This window comes from Bradyrhizobium sp. DOA1, assembly GCF_001593325.1.
In the GTDB taxonomy this organism is placed as follows: domain Bacteria; phylum Pseudomonadota; class Alphaproteobacteria; order Rhizobiales; family Xanthobacteraceae; genus Bradyrhizobium.
This window is the reverse complement of sequence record NZ_JXJM01000001.1, coordinates 597,647-614,216: the sequence shown is the minus strand read 5'-3', so window position 1 is coordinate 614,216 and position 16,570 is coordinate 597,647. Positions and strand designations below refer to the sequence as shown.

The 16,570-nt window shown below is 65.1% G+C and carries 17 protein-coding genes; 6 read left to right on the top strand and 11 right to left on the bottom strand.

Features of this window, described 5'->3' with window-relative positions:
• The 3 genes from SE91_RS02835 to hemH all read right to left on the bottom strand — a co-directional run.
• On the bottom strand, positions 1-919 hold a 919-nt coding region (locus SE91_RS02835), incomplete at its 3' end, for an SPFH domain-containing protein (protein ID WP_061846489.1).
• Between the two features lie 228 nt (positions 920-1,147).
• A complete protein-coding gene (locus SE91_RS02830; RefSeq protein ID WP_061846488.1) occupies positions 1,148-2,125 on the bottom strand; it encodes an ABC transporter substrate-binding protein in 978 nt (325 codons plus the stop codon).
• Positions 2,126-2,136: 11 nt separating this feature from the next.
• A complete protein-coding gene (gene hemH / locus SE91_RS02825) occupies positions 2,137-3,174 on the bottom strand; it encodes a ferrochelatase (RefSeq protein WP_061846487.1) in 1,038 nt (345 codons plus the stop codon).
• Positions 3,175-3,256: 82 nt separating this feature from the next.
• Here hemH and SE91_RS02820 point away from each other — a divergent pair, with 82 nt between their 5' ends.
• Complete coding sequence (locus tag SE91_RS02820) at positions 3,257-3,655, top strand: MAPEG family protein (RefSeq protein ID WP_061846486.1); 399 nt, start codon at positions 3,257-3,259, stop codon at positions 3,653-3,655.
• A gap of 6 nt (positions 3,656-3,661) precedes the next feature.
• On the opposite strand, the gene SE91_RS02815 is transcribed toward SE91_RS02820, so the two are convergent.
• From SE91_RS02815 to SE91_RS02800, 4 genes are all read right to left on the bottom strand, one after another.
• Positions 3,662-4,099 (bottom strand): acyl-CoA thioesterase, encoded by a 438-nt coding sequence (locus SE91_RS02815; RefSeq protein ID WP_061846485.1) that lies wholly within the window; start codon positions 4,097-4,099, stop codon positions 3,662-3,664.
• A 208-nt stretch (positions 4,100-4,307) separates the two neighbouring features.
• On the bottom strand, positions 4,308-5,432 hold the full coding sequence (locus SE91_RS02810) for a nickel/cobalt transporter (RefSeq protein WP_193409763.1): 1,125 nt from the start codon (positions 5,430-5,432) through the stop codon (positions 4,308-4,310).
• Positions 5,429-6,067 (bottom strand): DUF1007 family protein, encoded by a 639-nt coding sequence (locus SE91_RS02805; protein ID WP_008543771.1) that lies wholly within the window; start codon positions 6,065-6,067, stop codon positions 5,429-5,431. The genes SE91_RS02810 and SE91_RS02805 overlap by 4 nt, the downstream gene beginning before the upstream one ends.
• Entirely contained in the window at positions 6,067-8,148 is a 2,082-nt protein-coding gene (locus SE91_RS02800; RefSeq protein WP_060734792.1) for a M3 family metallopeptidase, read from the bottom strand. Before SE91_RS02800 ends, SE91_RS02805 begins: the two co-directional genes overlap by 1 nt.
• 137 nt (positions 8,149-8,285) lie before the next feature.
• On the opposite strand from SE91_RS02800, the gene SE91_RS02795 reads away from it, so the two are divergent.
• The 5 genes from SE91_RS02795 (at position 8,286) to SE91_RS02775 (ending at position 13,147) form a co-directional block, all read left to right on the top strand.
• On the top strand, positions 8,286-8,540 hold the full coding sequence (locus tag SE91_RS02795; RefSeq protein WP_008543757.1) for a hypothetical protein: 255 nt from the start codon (positions 8,286-8,288) through the stop codon (positions 8,538-8,540).
• Between the two features lie 685 nt (positions 8,541-9,225).
• The gene (locus tag SE91_RS02790) at positions 9,226-10,368 is read left to right on the top strand and encodes a type III PLP-dependent enzyme (RefSeq protein ID WP_060734791.1); all 1,143 of its coding nucleotides are present in this window, start codon (positions 9,226-9,228) and stop codon (positions 10,366-10,368) included.
• Positions 10,369-10,498: 130 nt separating this feature from the next.
• Positions 10,499-11,086 carry a GNAT family N-acetyltransferase gene (locus SE91_RS02785; RefSeq protein WP_008566105.1) on the top strand — a complete coding sequence of 196 codons (588 nt, stop codon included), beginning with the start codon at positions 10,499-10,501 and terminating at the stop codon, positions 11,084-11,086.
• 145 nt (positions 11,087-11,231) lie between these two features.
• A complete protein-coding gene (locus SE91_RS02780) occupies positions 11,232-11,621 on the top strand; it encodes a RidA family protein (protein ID WP_060734790.1) in 390 nt (129 codons plus the stop codon).
• An 83-nt stretch (positions 11,622-11,704) separates the two neighbouring features.
• Positions 11,705-13,147 (top strand): homospermidine synthase, encoded by a 1,443-nt coding sequence (locus SE91_RS02775; RefSeq protein ID WP_008543750.1) that lies wholly within the window; start codon positions 11,705-11,707, stop codon positions 13,145-13,147.
• Between the two features lie 144 nt (positions 13,148-13,291).
• Here SE91_RS02775 and SE91_RS36815 read toward each other — a convergent pair whose 3' ends face one another.
• The 4 genes from SE91_RS36815 to SE91_RS02755 all read right to left on the bottom strand — a co-directional run bounded on the left by SE91_RS36815 (position 13,292) and on the right by SE91_RS02755 (position 16,541).
• The gene (locus SE91_RS36815) at positions 13,292-13,627 is read right to left on the bottom strand and encodes a hypothetical protein (RefSeq protein WP_060737502.1); all 336 of its coding nucleotides are present in this window, start codon (positions 13,625-13,627) and stop codon (positions 13,292-13,294) included.
• A 101-nt stretch (positions 13,628-13,728) separates the two neighbouring features.
• Positions 13,729-14,445 (bottom strand): MgtC/SapB family protein, encoded by a 717-nt coding sequence (locus SE91_RS02765; protein WP_008543747.1) that lies wholly within the window; start codon positions 14,443-14,445, stop codon positions 13,729-13,731.
• A 30-nt stretch (positions 14,446-14,475) separates the two neighbouring features.
• Positions 14,476-15,495 (bottom strand): WD40 repeat domain-containing protein, encoded by a 1,020-nt coding sequence (locus SE91_RS02760; RefSeq protein ID WP_061846484.1) that lies wholly within the window; start codon positions 15,493-15,495, stop codon positions 14,476-14,478.
• Entirely contained in the window at positions 15,495-16,541 is a 1,047-nt protein-coding gene (locus tag SE91_RS02755) for a CobW family GTP-binding protein (RefSeq protein WP_061846483.1), read from the bottom strand. The genes SE91_RS02760 and SE91_RS02755 overlap by 1 nt, the downstream gene beginning before the upstream one ends.
• Between the last annotated feature and the right edge of the window lie 29 nt (positions 16,542-16,570).

Here is a 16,570-nt window from a genome sequence, read left to right as displayed (position 1 = left end):
CCGCGCTCTCGCCGAAGGTCGCCTTGGCGATCTCGCCAATGCCGGCGAGCGAGCCGAGCATGCTGGTGGCTTCCATCGGCAACATGATGATCTTCTGGTTCGGCGCCTCCGCGAACTGGCCGAATGCCTTGATATATTTGTCGGCGATGAAATAGTTCAACGCCGCGACGTCGCCTTTGGAAATCGCGTCGCTCACCATCTGCGTGGCCTTCGCCTCGGCCTCCGCCGAACGTTCGCGCGCTTCGGCGTCGCGGAACGCCGCTTCCTTCCGGCCTTCGGCCTGGAGGATCTGGCCCTGCTTGGCGCCCTCGGCGCGCAGGATCTCGGACTGGCGCTGGCCTTCGGCGGCGAGAATGTCGGCACGCTTGACGCGCTCGGCCTTCATCTGCCGGCCCATGGCCTCGACGAGATCGGCCGGCGGCACGATGTCCTTGATCTCGATGCGGTTGACCTTGACCCCCCAGGGCGAGACCGCGGCATCGACGACGCGAAGCAGCCGCTCGTTGATCTCGTCGCGATGCGACAGCACCTGGTCGAGGTCCATCGAGCCCATCACCGAACGGATGTTGGTCATGGTCAGGACGGTGATGGCCTGGTTGAGATTGGCAACCTCATAGCTCGCCTTGGCGGCATCGAACACCTGATAGAAGGCGACGCCGTCCACCGTCACGGTGGCGTTGTCCTTGGTGATGACCTCCTGCTCGGGAATGTCGATCACCTGCTCCATCATGTTGATCTTGCGCCCGACGCGGTCGAAATAGGGCACGATCAGGTTGAGCCCGGGGCTCAGCGTCTGGGTGTATTTGCCGAACCGTTCGATGGTCCAGTCATAGCCCTGCGGCACCGTCTTCACGCCGGCCACCAGCGTGACGATGACGAGCAAAACCAGAACAATCGCGAAAATGTCGAAACCGCTCATATATCCTCCAAGGCAGGAAAAGACCTTTCCCGCGCTGTCATTGGTCGGGATCGCAACCCTACCGGTTCAGCGGTCGCAAGTAACGTCGGTACGGCTGCGATTCTGCACAAGACGGCTGGAGAGGGACTGCCCACGATTTGTATTTACGGGAAGCTCTTGAAAGCGCGCTGGCGCAGACCTAGCGGCCAATCTTTACAGAGATGACCGTGCCATCCGCGGAGGATCGCTTCATTCAATGACGTTGTCCGCGAGTGCGAGCAGACCGGCGGGAAGCGAGATGCTAAGCGCCCTGGCCGTCTTCAAATTGATCGTCAGCTCGAACGTGGTCGGATTCTGAACCGGCAGATCGGCCGGCTGCGCACCCCTTAGGATGCGGTCGATATAGGAGGCGGCGCGGCGCAGCTGCTCGGCGCTGTCGGTGCTGTACGACATCAGCCCGCCCTCCTCGACGAAGGTGCGACTCCAGAACACCGCAGGCAGACGAGCCTCGCCGATGGCCGCCAGCAACTGCGTGCGATTGGCCATGGTGAAGAAGTCAGGCAGGACCAGGAGGCCGCCTTCCTTGAGCAAGGCCAGCGCCGCGATCGAGGCGGCGTCATTCACCGGCGCCGGCTCGACCGTCACCTGAAGCGTCTTTGCTGCCTCCTCGACCGTGCGCAGCATCAAGGGTGCGAACGGCGCGGTGGCGGGATTGTAGACCACGAAGACGCGGCGGACGGGCGGCGTGACCTGCGTCAGCATCTCCAGCCATTTGCCGGCGAGCGGGCCGTCGTAATCGGTGAAGCCGGTGGCGTTGCCGCCGGGATGCGCGAGGTTTTTGACGAAACCCTGGCTGACGGGATCGGTGACGACGGCGAACACGATCGGGATCGCCGTGGTGCGCTGGCGCAGCTCCTCCACCGAGGGCGTGCCGACCGCAAGCAGGATGTCGGGCTTGAGCGCGACCAGCTCGTCCGCAAGGCGTGCGATCCGCGCCCGGTCGCCGCCGCCGCTGCGCCAGTCGATCTTGAGGTTGTCGCGCTCCTTCCAGCCCAGGCCGGCGAGCGCCTCGACCAGGATGGTGCTACGGGCCTGCCCGATCGCATCCTCGGCCGCGGTGACCGAGAGCACGCCGAGCCGGCGCGTTGCAGCCGGCTGCTGCGCCTGCACAGAGGCCGGCAATGCCGCGATCATCCCAAGAAGCGCCAGACAGTGACGGCGATCCATGGGGCGAACCATCAGATCCAGCCCTGGAGCTCGCGCAGCACGAGCGTGCGAATCACGTCCATGCCCGGCTCGCTGTCGTTGAGGCAGGGGATCGCGGAAAACGCCTCGCCACCATTGTGCTTGAAGATCTCGGCATTCTCCTGCGCGATCTCCTCCAGCGTCTCCAGGCAGTCGGCCGAGAAGCCCGGCGTCACCACCGCGATCCGCCGCACGCCCTCTTTCGCCAGCCGCTCCATGGTCTTGTCCGTATACGGCTGGAGCCACTCGTCATTGCCGAAGCGGGACTGGAAGGTCAGCAGAAGCTTGGTCTCGTCCATGCCGAGCCGGCTCCGCAGCGCCTCGGTCGTGGCAACGCAGTGGCTCTGGTACGGATCGCCCTTGTCGACATAGGATTTCGGCATGCCGTGGAAGGACGCGACGATCAGCTCCGGCTTGAACGAGAGCGTCGTAAGATGCGCCTCAATCGAGGTCGCGAGCGCCTCAATATAAGCGGCATCCACGTGATAAGGCGGCGTCACCCGCAGCGTCGGCTGGTTGCGCAGGCGGGTCAGTACGCGGAACACCTCGTCGCAGACGGTCGCGGAGGTCGAGGCGGAATATTGCGGATACAGCGGGACGGCGAGAATGCGCTCACAGCCTTTCGCGATCAGCGCGTCGATGCCAGCCTTGATCGAAGGATTGCCGTAGCGCATCGCCCAGTCCACGACGACGTGGCTGCGGTCCGACAGCGCGGCCCCGAGCTTGTCGGCCTGCGAGCGCGTGATGGTCTTCAGCGGCGACTCGTTCTTCTCGGTGTTCCAGATCTTCTGGTAGTCCAACGCCTTGGTGCGGGGACGGCTGCGCAAGATGATCCCGTTCAGCACGGCCTTCCAGATCAGCCCCTGGTCCTCGATGACCCGGGCGTCACTGAGGAACTCCTTCAGATACACCCGCACGCCCGGCGCATCGGCCGTGTCGGGCGTGCCGAGGTTGACCAGGAGCACGCCGACGCGCGGCAGGGCGGGCCAGGTAGCCGGTTTCGCAGTCTCAACGGGGACGACGTTGTTCATGGCTGGTTGGGTCGCGCGTTGGTCCAAACTTGTCAAGATGAGGGCGGTTTCGCTAGGGTCGCACCCAGGCCGGGGAAGGACGATGACACTCGCGGAATGGTGCGTCTTCGGAGCGCTGCTGCTCTATCTGTCAACGATCGCCGCGATCAAATGGATCAGGTTTCGCACGTTCGACAATTCCCGGCCTCGCGACCCTGCCTTCTTCGAGGACGCCCTCGCGCAGCGCGCGCTCGGCGCGCACCAGAACGGCATCGAGACGTTTCCGTTCTTTGCCTTCGCCGTGCTGCTCGCCGAATACCGGGATGCGCCGCAGCGGCTGATCGACGAGCTTGCCGCACTGTTCCTGATCGTGCGGATCGCCTATGTGCTGACCTATCTCGGCAACCGCCCGACGCTGCGCTCGATCCTCTGGAGCGTCGGCTTTGCGATCAATCTCGGGATCTTCTTCATGCCGGCCTTGAAGCGGTTCCTGCCGGTGTGAGCGGCCTCATGCCGCCAAGTGCCGCTCCCGCGTCGCGATCAGCGCCCGCATCGATGCCGGGATCGTAACAGGTCGATGGGTCTTCTGGTCCGTGTAGACCCACACGATCTCGCCGGTCACCAACGCGTCGGCGCCGCCTTTCATGTAGATGGCAAGCTCGAAGACGAGGCTCGAATTGCCGATCCGCGCCACGCGCGCGCCGACCTCGAGCTCCCAGTCGAAGCGGACCGGCGCCTTGTACTCGATCAGCGATTTGACGACGTGGAAATCGATGCCGCTCGCCTGGGCATCCGCATATTGGTCGAAGCCCAGCGCGCGGAAACATTCGGTGATGGTGGTGTCGAAATAGGTCAGATAATGCGCATTGAAGACGACGCCCTGGCCGTCGATCTCGGAATAGCGCACCCGAAACGGATGGAAGAACCAGAAATTTTCACGCGACATGGAATCCCCCAAACCCAAATGTTTCCGCTCGTCATTGCGAGGAGCCCTTGCGACGAAGCAATCCAGACTGCCGCTGCAGAGACAATCTGGATTGCTTCGCGGAGCCTGTCATCGGGCCGCGCATTCGCGCGGACCCGGTGGCTCGCAATGACGAAACAAGATGCACGACCGTCATACCTCGCTGAGCGCCGCGAACTGCGGAGACTACTCAAAAACACGTCGTCCGTTCGGCGGCGATGTAGCCGAACAAGAGACCGACGCCGAACAGCAACACGAGACCGGCGGCGCCGAACTCGATGCCGCGCATGAACAGCGCGCCGCCGCCGTCGCGTCCGGCGCTGAGGCGGGCGGCGAGGCCCTTGGCGGAGACGGCGACGACCGCGATGGCCGCGACCGTGATCGCGGTGCCCAGTCCCATCAGCAAGGTCGCGGCGATGCCGGCCCAGAACAGGCCCTGCGCCAGCGCGAACACCAGCACCAGGATCGCGCCCGAGCACGGGCGGATGCCGACGGTCAGGATCGCAGCGAAGCCGCGCCGCCAGCCTCCGGGACCGGCGAGCTCGCTGGGAGTCGGACCGTGGGAGTGGCCGCAATGCTCGTCATGGACATGATCATGCCCATGGTGATGGTGAACGTGGCCGTGGCCATGGTGATGATCATGGCCGTGATCGTGGTGATGATGATCATGCGCATCACGATGATGGTGATGATCGTGATCATGATCGTGCGGCACGCCCGCAATGGCCGGCACCGGCTGGGCGGCCTGGAGCGCGCGGATGAAGGCGCCGCCCTTGACCCAGACCAGGCGCAGGCCGAACAGCGCGATCAGGCCATAGCTCGCGATCTCGATCACGCCTTCGGCCTTGCACATGGTCTTGGCCGTCGCGTTCAGCACCCAGGCCGAGATGCCGACGATCAGGATCGCGACCAGCGACTGCATCAGCGCCGAGGCAAAGGACAGCGCGATGCCGCGCCGCGCTGTCTCGCGGTTCGCGACCAGATAGGACGCGATCACCGCCTTGCCGTGGCCGGGCCCGGCGGCATGGAAGACGCCATAGGCAAACGAGATGAAGAGCAGCGTCCACACCGCCGAGCCGTCGGACTTGGCGGCCCGGATCGTCGCCGACATCTGGCGGTAAAACTCCGACTGCTTTGCGAGGAGCCAGCCGACAATTCCGCCCGCCTCGGGCTGGGCCGGCTGCGAGGCGCGCGGCGCGCCGAACGGATTCTGCGCGAGGAGATCATGAAGCGCGGCATCGGCCACACCCACAACCAGCAGCACCGCGGCGCAGACGAGCAGCCCGCGTGCGAGCGGGGAGAGTTGCGGCTTCAAGGGCAATCCACCGTGATCTTGTTGGCGAACATCATGCCGAAGTTCGAGTTCTCGCCGTTCAGGAAGGTCTGCTCGTTGAGCTTCTGGGCGCTCGCTGTGCCGTCGCTCGGCCGTTCCAGCTTCATCTGGCAGCCCGCGGGCGCACCGACCAGCTTGACCGGATTGTCCTTGGCCATCTGGAAGTCGATGAAGAAGGAGCGGTCGAACACTTCGAGCACCAGCTGCTTGGACTTGACCGGGTTCTTCAGCGGCAGCGTGAAGTGCAGGGTCAGCACCGTATCCTTGTAGTCGAGGAAATAGTCGACCGGTTCCTGAAATCGTTCCTTCCTGCCGTCGGCTCGCGCGAAGGTGAAGTAGGCATACTCCTTCAGCGACTCGACGTTGGTCTGCGCCAGCGGCCCGAGCTCCTCGCGCGTATAGGCGCCCTTGGTCTTGCTTTCGAGCCCCTGCAGCGCATAGGTCGAGAACATGTCGTCGAAGGTCCAGGCGTGGCGCACGCCGGTGATCGAACCATCCGCGGCGTAGAGCAACTCGCTGGTCGCGGTGATCCAGACATGCGGATGCGCGCTCGCCGCACCGGCGGCGAGCGACAGGCCGGCGGCGAGCAACAGGCCGAGAAGTGCGCGCATGCCCATCAGGCGGCCTTTGCCGTGTCGAGCAGGCCGCGGCGGCGCAGCAGCGCGTCCGGTTCGGGCGGGCGGCCCCGGAATGCCTCGTAGGCGGCCTCCGGGTCGACCGATCCGCCGGACGAGTAGATGTCGTCGTGCAGCCGCTTGGCCACGGCAGGATCGAAGATGTCGCCGGCCTCCTCGAAGGCGCCGAAGGCATCGGCGTCCATCACCTCGGACCACATGTAGCTGTAATAGCCCGCGGCATAATGGTCGCCGGTGAAGATGTGGCCGAACTGCGTCGGACGGTGACGCAGCGCGATCTCCTCGGGCATGCCGATCTTCTCCAGTTCGCGTCTCTCGAAGGCGCGCACGTCGTCTGCGGCCGACGCCGGCTGGGTGTGGAATTCGAGATCGACGAGCGCCGAGGAGACGAACTCGACCGTGGCAAAGCCCTGGTTGAACTTCCGCGCCGCGAGGAAGCGCTGCAGGAGATCGTCCGGCAGCGGCTCACCGGTCTGGTAGTGGCGGGCGAACTTTTGCAGCACCTCGGGCCGTTCCTGCCAGTGCTCGTAGAGCTGGGACGGCAGCTCGACGAAGTCGGTGAACACGGAGGTGCCCGACAGCGAGGGATAGGTCACGTTGGAGAGCATGCCGTGCAGGCCGTGGCCGAACTCGTGGAACAGGGTGCGGGCGTCGTCGGGCGACAGCAGCGAGGGCTCGCCGTCCGCGCCCTTGGTGAAATTGCAGATGTTGAGAATTAACGGCGCAACGTCGCCGTCGAGCTTCTGCTGGTCCCGCAGCGAGGTCATCCAGGCGCCGGATCGCTTCGAGGGCCGGGCGAAGTAGTCGCCGTAGAACAGCGCCTTGTGCTTGCCGTCCGGACCCTTCATCTCCCAGACCCGCACGTCCGGGTGCCAGACGGGAACGTCCTTGCGCTCCTCGAAGGTGACGCCGAACAGGCGCGTGGCGCAGTCGAAGGCGGCGGCGATCATGTTGTCGAGCGCAAGGTAGGGCTTGATCGCGGCGTCGTCGAAATTGGCGCGCTGCAGGCGCAGCTTTTCGGCATAGAAGCGCCAGTCCCACGGAGCAAGCTTGAAATTGCCGCCCTCCTCCGTGATCAGCGCCTGCATGTCGTCGCGGTCGGCGAGCGCGCGGGCGCGCGCCGGCTTCCAGACCCGCTCCAACAGGCTCCGCACCGCTTCCGGCGTCTTGGCCATGGAGTCTTCGAGCCGGTAGGCCGCGAAGGTCGGATAGCCCAGGAGCTTGGCGCTCTCCTCACGCAGCTTCAGGATCTCGACGATGGTAGCGTTGTTGTCGTTGGCGTTGCCGTTGTCGCCGCGCGCGATGAAAGCCTTGTAGACCTTCTCGCGCAGGTCGCGCCGCGCCGAGCTCTTCAGGAACGGCTCCACCGAGGAGCGCGACAGCGTGACGATGGCCTTGCCTGCCATGCCGCGCTCTTCTGCCGCAGCCTTGGCGCCGGCAATGAAGCTCTCCGGCAGGCCCTGGCGGTCGGCCTCGCCGAGCTCCAGGAACCATTCCTGCTCGTCGCCGAGCAGGTGATGGCTGAAGCCGGTGCCGAGCTGGGCGAGCCTCTCGTTGATCTCCGCCATCCGCGTCTTGGCCTCGTCGGAGAGGCCGGCACCGGAACGGTGGAAGCGGGTGTAGGTGCGCTCCAGGAGGCGCAGCTGCTCGGGCGTGAGACCGAGCGAGGCGCGGTTCTCGTGCAGGTGGGCGATGCGGCCAAACAGCACGGCGTTCATCATGATCGGATTCCAGTGCCGCGCCATCCGCAAGGAGACCTCCTTGTCGATCTCCAGGATGGCCGGGTTCGAATGCGCCGAGACGAGGTCGTAGAAGACCGCCGCGACCTTGCTGAGCAGCTTGCCTGAGCGCTCCAGCGCCGTGATGGTGTTGGCGAAGTCGGGCGCGGCCGGATCATTGGTGATCGCCGCGATCTCCGCGGAGTGATCGGCGAAGGCCTGCTCGAAGGCCGGCAGGAAGTGCTCCGGCTTGATCTCGTCGAAGGGCGGGGCCGCGAACGGCGTCACCCAGGCCTTCAGCAGCGGGTTGGTCTCGGAGTCCGTGGTTTGGCGGGGTTCTGACATCGCAAGTCCCGGTTTTTGAGCTGATTTGTTGCGGCCAGCTATAGCACGCGATGGGGCTTTTTTGGGCCGGTTTGCCCTTGCTCCCGGCCGCCTTTTCGAGGAGATTGCGGCCCTCGAAGTCAGGACCCCTGAGCCCCATGAACGCGCCTTCCTCATCTTCCCGCCAGATCGCCTGGCCGAGCGTCATCACCGTCATCAGCGCCGCCATCCTGATCGGCGCGGAGGTGTTCGGCGCGGCCTTTGCCGGCGGCTGGGCGCTGGCGATCCTGTTCGGACTCGGCGATCAGGGCGCGCACATCCTCCAGGCCGTGCTGTTCGCACTCGGCGTGCTCGTGATGACCGCGTTCATTCGCGCAGCTCAGCGCATCGAGCCTTTCACCAAGCGCGGCTGACGCATCTCGCGCGCGAGAGACGGGCGCGCTCCTCAAAAACTTAACGCACGTTCATCTTCCGCATCGCTCGCGCAACACTGCGCAAGCAGATGTTAGGCAATTCTGTTCTCAGCCTAAAAAAATTCTTGCGAAGCAGAGTCAAAACGCTTATGTGCGGACTTGCCCAATTTCGCACGTGCCTGTGGTCGTGTGTCAGTCGGTAGGTATCCGGACAAGAGGCCGGACAGCCGCCAAGGGGTGAAGAAGCCGAGGGGCTCTTCGGAAGTGCGGAAGTCGAAGACCAAAGGTCGCGAGACTGAGGTCGGAAGACGAAGCAAACCCGGAGTGTCCAGCATCTCTCTCAAAGAGATGCCTTGTCGAAGGTGACTTCGCTCTTTGCAACCGTGACTGGCAGCCGGAGGCGAACCGGCGCACCCCGCTCTCAACGGGGGACGCGACTTAAAGCAACGACGGATCGGGCTTTTTTGGTCTCTACCGGCAGTCCAACGCCGGCGCGGGCTACTGAAAAGGCTTGTCCTTCATTGCCAGGTGTGCGGGCGGGAAAACTCCCAACCAATCCACGGCAGCACAATTCGGTCTAGGGTCTTAGCCCTGTCGCGTCTCCATCGTGCGGCAGCGGCGTAGCACCCTCGTCCGAGAACCACTTTGAACGAGCTCCGTCGCTGGGGCCGCTTTGGAGAGTGCTATGACCGAACGTATCCAGGAATTCCTGCGCAACCGCCGCAAGGATGGCCTCGACACCGAGCCGTGCCTCGTCGTCGACCTCGAGGTCGTGCGCGACAATTACCAGAGCTTCGCCAAGGCGCTGCCCGACAGCCGCGTGTTCTATGCCGTCAAGGCGAACCCGGCGCCGGAAGTGCTGGCGCTGCTCGCCTCCATGGGCTCCTGCTTCGACACCGCGACGGTCGCCGAGATCGAGATGGCGCTGGCCGCCGGTGCGACGCCCGACCGCATCTCCTTCGGCAACACGATCAAGAAGGAGCGCGACATCGCGCGCGCCTTCGCGCTCGGCATTCGGCTGTTCGCGGTCGACTGCGCCGCCGAGGTCGAGAAGGTCGCCCGTGCCGCACCCGGCGCGAAGGTGTTCTGCCGCATCCTCTATGACTGCGCTGGCGCCGAATGGCCGCTGTCGCGCAAGTTCGGCTGCGATCCGGAGATGGCGGTCGAGGTGCTCGACCTCGCCAAGCGTCTTCGGCTGGAGCCGTGCGGCATCTCATTCCATGTTGGCTCGCAGCAACGCAAGGTGAAGGCGTGGGACCGCGCGCTGGCGATGGCCTCGCAGGTGTTCCGCGACTGCGCCGAGCGCGGCATCAACCTGTCCATGGTCAACATGGGCGGCGGCTTCCCGACCAAGTACCTGAAGGACGTGCCGCCGGTCGTCACCTACGGCCGTTCGATCTTCCGCGCGCTGCGCAAGCACTTCGGCAACCAGATTCCGGAGACCATCATCGAGCCGGGCCGCGGCATGGTGGGCAACGCCGGCATCATCGAATCCGAGGTCGTGCTCATCTCGAAGAAGAGCGACGAGGACGAGGTGCGCTGGGTGTACCTGGACATCGGCAAGTTCGGCGGTCTCGCCGAGACGATGGACGAGTCGATCCGCTACGCCATCCGCACCCGTCACGACGGCGCGGACATGACGCCGTGCGTGCTCGCAGGTCCGACCTGCGACAGCGCCGACGTGCTGTACGAGAAGAACCCGTATCCGCTCCCGGTGACGCTCGAGATCGGCGACAAGGTGCTGATCGAAGGCACCGGGGCCTATACGTCGACCTACTCGTCGGTGGCGTTCAACGGCATTCCGCCGCTGCGGACGTATCACATCTGATTTGCCTCTCGGTTTGAGGCCTGACGAACCCGGGAGCCGGCTTGCCGGCTCCTCCCTCACATCTCGATTTCTGACGACGTCTTGGACAGGCGCGCCGATCGCGCGTCCTTCAAGCGGGGACTGACGCGCCATGACTGCTCCTCGGAAGCCACAGCTCGCCCTCACCTCGAAAGCCGCTCCGTTCGTGATCCGTGCGGAACGTGCTGCCGATGTCGCGATGCGTGAAGCGCTGCTCGATGCCTGCTTTGGCGAGAATCGCCATGGCCGCACCTGCCAGCGCCTGCGCGATGGACGTGCACCCGCCGCGGGCCTTGCCCTGTCGGCTGTGCGCGAGGGCAAGCTCGTGGGAACCGTGCGGCTGTGGCACGTCAGCGCCGGAGGCAGGCCCGCTCTGGTCCTCGGACCGTTGGCGGTCGACCCTGCCTGCCGCGAGCTCGGGATCGGCGCCGCGCTGATGCATCAAGCGCTGGCCGCCGCCCGGGCGCGCGGGCAGGACGCCGTGATCCTGCTCGGCGATGCCCCTTATTACGCCCGCTTCGGCTTCTCCGGCGAGAAGACCGGCGCGCTGTCGCTGCCCGGCCCGTTCGAGCGCGACCGCCTGCTGGCGATCGAGTTCGCGGACGGCGCGCTCGACGGCGCCGAAGGGATGATCGTCCCGACCGGCGCGCCCCTGCCCAAACGGAGGGCGGTTCGCGCCCTCCACGCGCACGCGGCCTGAGGGATCGCCATGATGGCGACGACCGAAGCCGCGTTCCGCGGCAGCGCTCAGCCGCGTCTCCGCTAAGCCGTTCCTTTGGGGTTGCGCGGGCCCCGGAAACGCCGTTTAACGCCGCGAAACACCCCTTCAGTCGAGGCCCACGACCATGTCCCGTCGCCTGATCTCCACCGGCTCTCCGCTCGAGAAGACCGTCGGCTACAGCCGCGCCGTGATCGACGGCGAGTTCGCCTTCGTCGCGGGAACCACGGGCTATGACTACACGACGATGACGATGCCGGCCGATGTCACGAGCCAGTCACGCAACTGCTTCAAGACCATCGCAGCCGCCCTGAAGGAGGGCGGATTCGAGATGGCCGACATCGTCCGTGCGACCTATTACGTCACCGACGCCAGCTACATCGACGCCCACTTCGCCGTCTGCGGCGAGGTTCTCGGTGACATCAGGCCGGCTGCGACGTTGCTGGTCGTCACCGCTCTCGCCAAGCCCGAGATGAAGGTCGAGATCGAAGTCACCGCCAAGCGCCGCAGCCTCTAAAAGGCGCCGCAGCATCTGAGAAGCGCCGCATCGCCTGATCCACCCACCCCTTGCCTGCCAGCACGTTCCGGAGAAACCATCCCATGAGCCCTCCCTCGCAGATCTACGCGAAGATCACTGGTCCCATCGTCATGGTCGGCTTCGGCTCCATCGGCAAAGGCACGCTGCCGCTGATCGAGCGGCATCTCGATTACGACAAGTCGCGCGTGACAGTGATCGATCCCAAGGACGAGGGCCGCAAGGCGCATTGCGAGAAGCACAATGTGCGCTTCATCCAGAAGGCCGTGACCCGAGACAATTACCGCGAATTGCTGACCCCGCTGCTGACCGAAGGCGGCGGCCAAGGCTTTTGCGTCAATCTATCGGTCGACACCGGCTCCACCGACATCATGGAGCTCTGCAACGAGCTCGGCGCGCTCTACATCGACACCGTCAACGAGCCCTGGCTCGGCTTCTATTTCGACGCCTCGAAAGGCCCGGAAGCGCGCTCCAATTACGCGCTGCGCGAAGTGACGCTGGCCGCCAAGCGCGCGCGACCCAAGGGCTCGACCACGGCCGTCTCCTGCTGTGGCGCGAATCCCGGCATGGTCTCCTTCTTCGTGAAGCAGGCGCTGCTCAACGTCGCTGCCGACCTGAAGCTCAATGCCCCCAAGCCGAAGACCAAGGCGGAATGGGCGGATCTGATGCGGCAGGCCGGCGTCAAGGGCATCCACATCGCCGAGCGCGACACCCAGCGCTCGAAGAAGCCGAAAGAGCCCGACGTGTTCGTCAACACCTGGTCGGTGGAAGGCTTCCTGTCGGAGGGCGTGCAGCCGTCCGAGCTCGGCTGGGGCACCCATGAGAAATGGATGCCCGAGAATGCGAGGACCCACGAAGCCGGCTGCGGCGCCGCCATCTATCTGATGCAGCCCGGCGCCAACACGCGCGTGCGCACCTGGTGCCCAACCCGCGGGGCGCAATACGGCTTCCTGGTCACCCACAACGAGTCGATCTCGATCGCCGACTACTTCACGGTGCGTGACGCATCGGGCACGGCGATCTACCGGCCGACCTGCCACTACGCCTATCATCCGGCCGACGATGCCGTGCTGTCGCTGCACGAGATGTTCGGCCGTGCTGCGAAGATGCAGGAGAGGCACCACATCCTCGACGAGAACGAGATCGTCGACGGCATCGACGAGCTCGGCGTGCTGCTGTTCGGCCATGACAACAACGCCTATTGGTACGGCTCGCAGCTCTCTATCGAAGAAACCCGCGAGCTCGCGCCCTATCAGAACGCCACCGGCCTGCAGGTGACCTCTGCCGTGCTCGGCGGCATGGTGTGGGCGCTGGAAAACCCGAACGAAGGCATCGTCGAAGCCGACGAGATGGATTTCGATCGTCTGCTGGAGATCCAGCTGCCGTATCTCGGCCCGGTGAAGGGCTTTTATACCGACTGGACGCCGCTGACGGATCGTCCGGGACTGTTCCCGGAGGATATCGATACGAGCGATCCCTGGCAGTTCCGGAATATTCTGGTGCGGTGAAAGGGCGCGTCCCGCACCCACCGCTGTCATGCCCCGCGAAGGCGGGGCATCCAGTACGCCGCGGCCTCTTCGTATCCACGCGCTTTCGCGGAATACTGGATCCCCCGCCTTCGGCGGGGATGACACCGAATGCGGAGCGATCGCCTACTTCTCCTTGATCGGCGGCCCGACCTTCTCCGCCGGCGCCGGCGGCAAAGCTGGCTTGGCCGCGCCCGCCGCGCCCTGAGTCTGCGGATCCGGCCGCGCGGGCTCGGGGGCCGGCGTGGTCGGGCGATCGCCGCCGGGCTTGGATTCCGCGGGCTTGTTCTGATCGTCGGACGGCGTGCCCTGCAGCGGCGGCGTTGCCTGCGCCAGCTGCAGCCGGCTTTCGGCACGGATCTGGGCGAGCGACAACACCGACACCACGACGCCAGCTGCGAACAGCGAAGTGGCGATTGTCAGGTCGAATTTCAGTCTACGCTTGGTCTCTTGGCCGGGCATGTCGATCACCGCCTTTGTCCGCGGGATCAACGAAACTGGGGCGCGCGGGTTCCGGCATCGAAGGAGCGGGAACCCGGCCTCTGCGCGCCAAAACGCCGCGCTCACTCCGTTGTGCTGACTTCCCAGGTGGCATGCCGCACGCCCGGCAAATGCTGCAAATCGGTCGCCACCACGTTAAGCTCGTTCGGATCAACGGCGCTCGCGACGAGCTTCGCAACGATCTCCAGCATGTCCTCGCCGATCTCGACGAGCTCGATATCGGCGACCGGATAGTTCGCAGCCTCGAGCTTCTCGACGAGGCGGTCGCGCATGTCGGGCAAAGCGTCGGCGGCCACCGCGAGCTTGAAATAGTAGGTGGCCTCCAGCGCCTTCTCGTTCAGGGGGATGCGGTTGATGGCATTGACCAGCGGGCGCAGCATGGTGTTGCCGGCAATGACGAAGACGGTGAGCGCCGCGGCCTGCGCGACCATGTCGGCCCCGGCGCAGGAGCCGACCGCGGCCGAGGCCCATAGCGTCGCCGCGGTGTTGAGGCCACGGACGTCCATGCCCTGCTTCATGATGACGCCGGCGCCGAGAAAGCCAATGCCGGAGACCACATAGGAGATCACCCGCACCGCCCCCTCGGCACCGTCCAGATGCATCGCGAGATCAACGAAGGCTGCCGCTCCCACCGCGACCAGCACGTTGGTGCGCAAGCCCGCGGTGCGCTGGCGGTACTGCCGCTCGGCGCCGATCAGCGTGCCCAGCACGAAGGCCGTGAGCAAGCTGACCAGGGTGTCGCCAAAATCGGCAAGCTGAAAGGTCGTGAGAAATCGCATGGTCCCCTATACGGTGGGAACCATGACAGATTAAAGCTCCAGCAGGCCGCCGTCCCCACTTTCGTCCGCAAAGGCCAGCAGGGTGCCCTTCGCATTCCAGGCGAGTGCGGCCACCGGCGGGGTGCCGTTGCGGCGGACCAGAATCTCGGCGCCGTCTTCCAACCGCACCATCAGCACGGTGCCGTCGCTGTAACCTGCGGCCAGGATGTCGTTCTTCGGATGGCAGGCAACCACGGATACGCGCGCCTGAAGCGGGGCAAGCATCGCAGGCTCCTTGCCCATCGGGCCGTCCTTGCTGGCGAACGGCCAGATGATGACGGTGTCGGCGCCCGAGGTCGCGAGCCCCTTGCCGCCCGCGCTCCAGGACATCGAGCGGACGCGGCCGGGATAGCCGGTCATGCGCATGTGCCTGTTGTCGGCGAGCCGCCAGCCGTGCAGCGCCGCCTCGTGCATCGTGGTGACCAGGAATTTGTTGTCCGGGCTGAAGGTGACACCGAGATGCGAGCCGGCCCAAGGCAGAAATTCGGCCGAGCCCTCCATGTTCGGAAACCACAGCGTCGCGCCGTTGTAATGCGCGATCGCGAGCCGCAGACCCTTTGGCGCGAATGCGAGCCCGCCGACGGTCGAGGGCACCTCGAGCGATTTCTCCTCGCTCCTGCCGCTCTTGACGGTCGCGGTCTTGCCGGCCGACCAGGCGAAGGCGCCGTCCGAATGCAGCGCCACCGCGTCGATCCAGCGCCGCTTCGGGTCGGTCGCGAGCAACGTCACCTCGCCCTTGGCGTCGAGCGAGACGACCTTGCCGTCGTCGCCGCCCATGACGATGCGCTTGCCGTCGGAGGCGGTCGAGAGAATGCCGCCGCTGTGCACGGCCACCTTGGTGGTCTCTCCCTGGCTATCGACGAGTGCGACGCTCTCCTCGCCGCCGACGAAGGCGGCGCGGGGACCGAGAAAATGCACCGACGTCACGGCCATGCCGAGCGTCACAGGCTTGACGCGGTCGGTAACGGAGACGATCGAGGCGGAGTCGGGGGCCGGCGTAAACTCTTTCATCACGAAACGATGCAGCTCTCGAAACCCTTGCGGATCGCCTCTTCGGGCAATTCGCGGCCGATGAAGACGAGGCGGCTCTCGCGCGGCTCACCCTCCTTCCACTTCCGCTGGTGGTTGCCCTCCAGCATCATGTGGACGCCCTGGAAGACGTAGCGGTCGTCATCGTCGTGGAAAGCGAGGATGCCCTTGGAGCGCAGGATCTTGCCGCCCTCGACCTGCACCAGATTCTGGAGCCAGGGCATGAACACATTGGGATCGAGCGGCTTGTCGGTCTTCAGCGACAACGATTGCATATCCTCGTCGTGATAGTGCTTCAGGCCATGACCGTGATGATGGTGGTCGTGGTCGTGGCCATGATGGTGATGATCATGATCATGGTCATGATCGTCGGCCTCCAGGAAATCCGGCTCGATGTCGAGGATGCGGTCGAGGTCGAACGCGCCTCGATCGAGCACGTCGGCCAGTGCCACCGAGCAGCGCTCGGTGCGGTGCAGCTTCGCATAGGGATTGATGCCGCGGATGCGGGCCTCGACCTCGGCGAGTTCGCCCTTGTTGACGAGGTCGGTCTTGTTCAGGACGATGACGTCAGCGAAGGCGATCTGGTTCTTGGCCTCGGGCGCATCCTTCAGCCGGTCCGACAGCCATTTGGCGTCGGCGACCGTGACCACGGCGTCGAGCCGGGCGTTCTTCTGCACGTCCTCGTCGACGAAGAAGGTCTGGGCGACTGGCGCGGGATCGGCGAGGCCGGTGGTCTCGACGATGATGGCGTCGAACTTGCCCTTGCGCTTCATCAGGCCGTCCATGATGCGGACGAGGTCGCCGCGCACGGTGCAGCAGATGCAGCCGTTGTTCATCTCGAACACTTCTTCATCGGCGCCGATGATGAGATCGTTATCGATGCCGATCTCGCCGAATTCGTTGACGATGACAGCGTATTTCTTGCCGTGATTCTCCGACAGGATGCGGTTCAAGAGCGTGGTCTTGCCGGCGCCGAGATAGCCGGTCAGCACGGTCACGGGAATTTTTGAGGCGGTCGCTTCAGACATAAGAACTCCGACATCAGGCTTGTTCGCGC

Coding starts and splice junctions, on each gene's coding strand:
- SE91_RS02830 (WP_061846488.1), bottom strand. CDS start 2,125: ATGGATCGCCGTCACTGTCTGGCGCTTCTTGGGATGATCGCGGCATTG.
- hemH (WP_061846487.1), bottom strand. CDS start 3,174: ATGAACAACGTCGTCCCCGTTGAGACTGCGAAACCGGCTACCTGGCCC.
- SE91_RS02820 (WP_061846486.1), top strand. CDS start 3,257: ATGACACTCGCGGAATGGTGCGTCTTCGGAGCGCTGCTGCTCTATCTG.
- SE91_RS02815 (WP_061846485.1), bottom strand. CDS start 4,099: ATGTCGCGTGAAAATTTCTGGTTCTTCCATCCGTTTCGGGTGCGCTAT.
- SE91_RS02805 (WP_008543771.1), bottom strand. CDS start 6,067: ATGGGCATGCGCGCACTTCTCGGCCTGTTGCTCGCCGCCGGCCTGTCG.
- SE91_RS02800 (WP_060734792.1), bottom strand. CDS start 8,148: ATGTCAGAACCCCGCCAAACCACGGACTCCGAGACCAACCCGCTGCTG.
- SE91_RS02795 (WP_008543757.1), top strand. CDS start 8,286: ATGAACGCGCCTTCCTCATCTTCCCGCCAGATCGCCTGGCCGAGCGTC.
- SE91_RS02790 (WP_060734791.1), top strand. CDS start 9,226: ATGACCGAACGTATCCAGGAATTCCTGCGCAACCGCCGCAAGGATGGC.
- SE91_RS02785 (WP_008566105.1), top strand. CDS start 10,499: ATGACTGCTCCTCGGAAGCCACAGCTCGCCCTCACCTCGAAAGCCGCT.
- SE91_RS02780 (WP_060734790.1), top strand. CDS start 11,232: ATGTCCCGTCGCCTGATCTCCACCGGCTCTCCGCTCGAGAAGACCGTC.
- SE91_RS02775 (WP_008543750.1), top strand. CDS start 11,705: ATGAGCCCTCCCTCGCAGATCTACGCGAAGATCACTGGTCCCATCGTC.
- SE91_RS36815 (WP_060737502.1), bottom strand. CDS start 13,627: ATGCCCGGCCAAGAGACCAAGCGTAGACTGAAATTCGACCTGACAATC.
- SE91_RS02765 (WP_008543747.1), bottom strand. CDS start 14,445: ATGCGATTTCTCACGACCTTTCAGCTTGCCGATTTTGGCGACACCCTG.
- SE91_RS02760 (WP_061846484.1), bottom strand. CDS start 15,495: ATGAAAGAGTTTACGCCGGCCCCCGACTCCGCCTCGATCGTCTCCGTT.
- SE91_RS02755 (WP_061846483.1), bottom strand. CDS start 16,541: ATGTCTGAAGCGACCGCCTCAAAAATTCCCGTGACCGTGCTGACCGGC.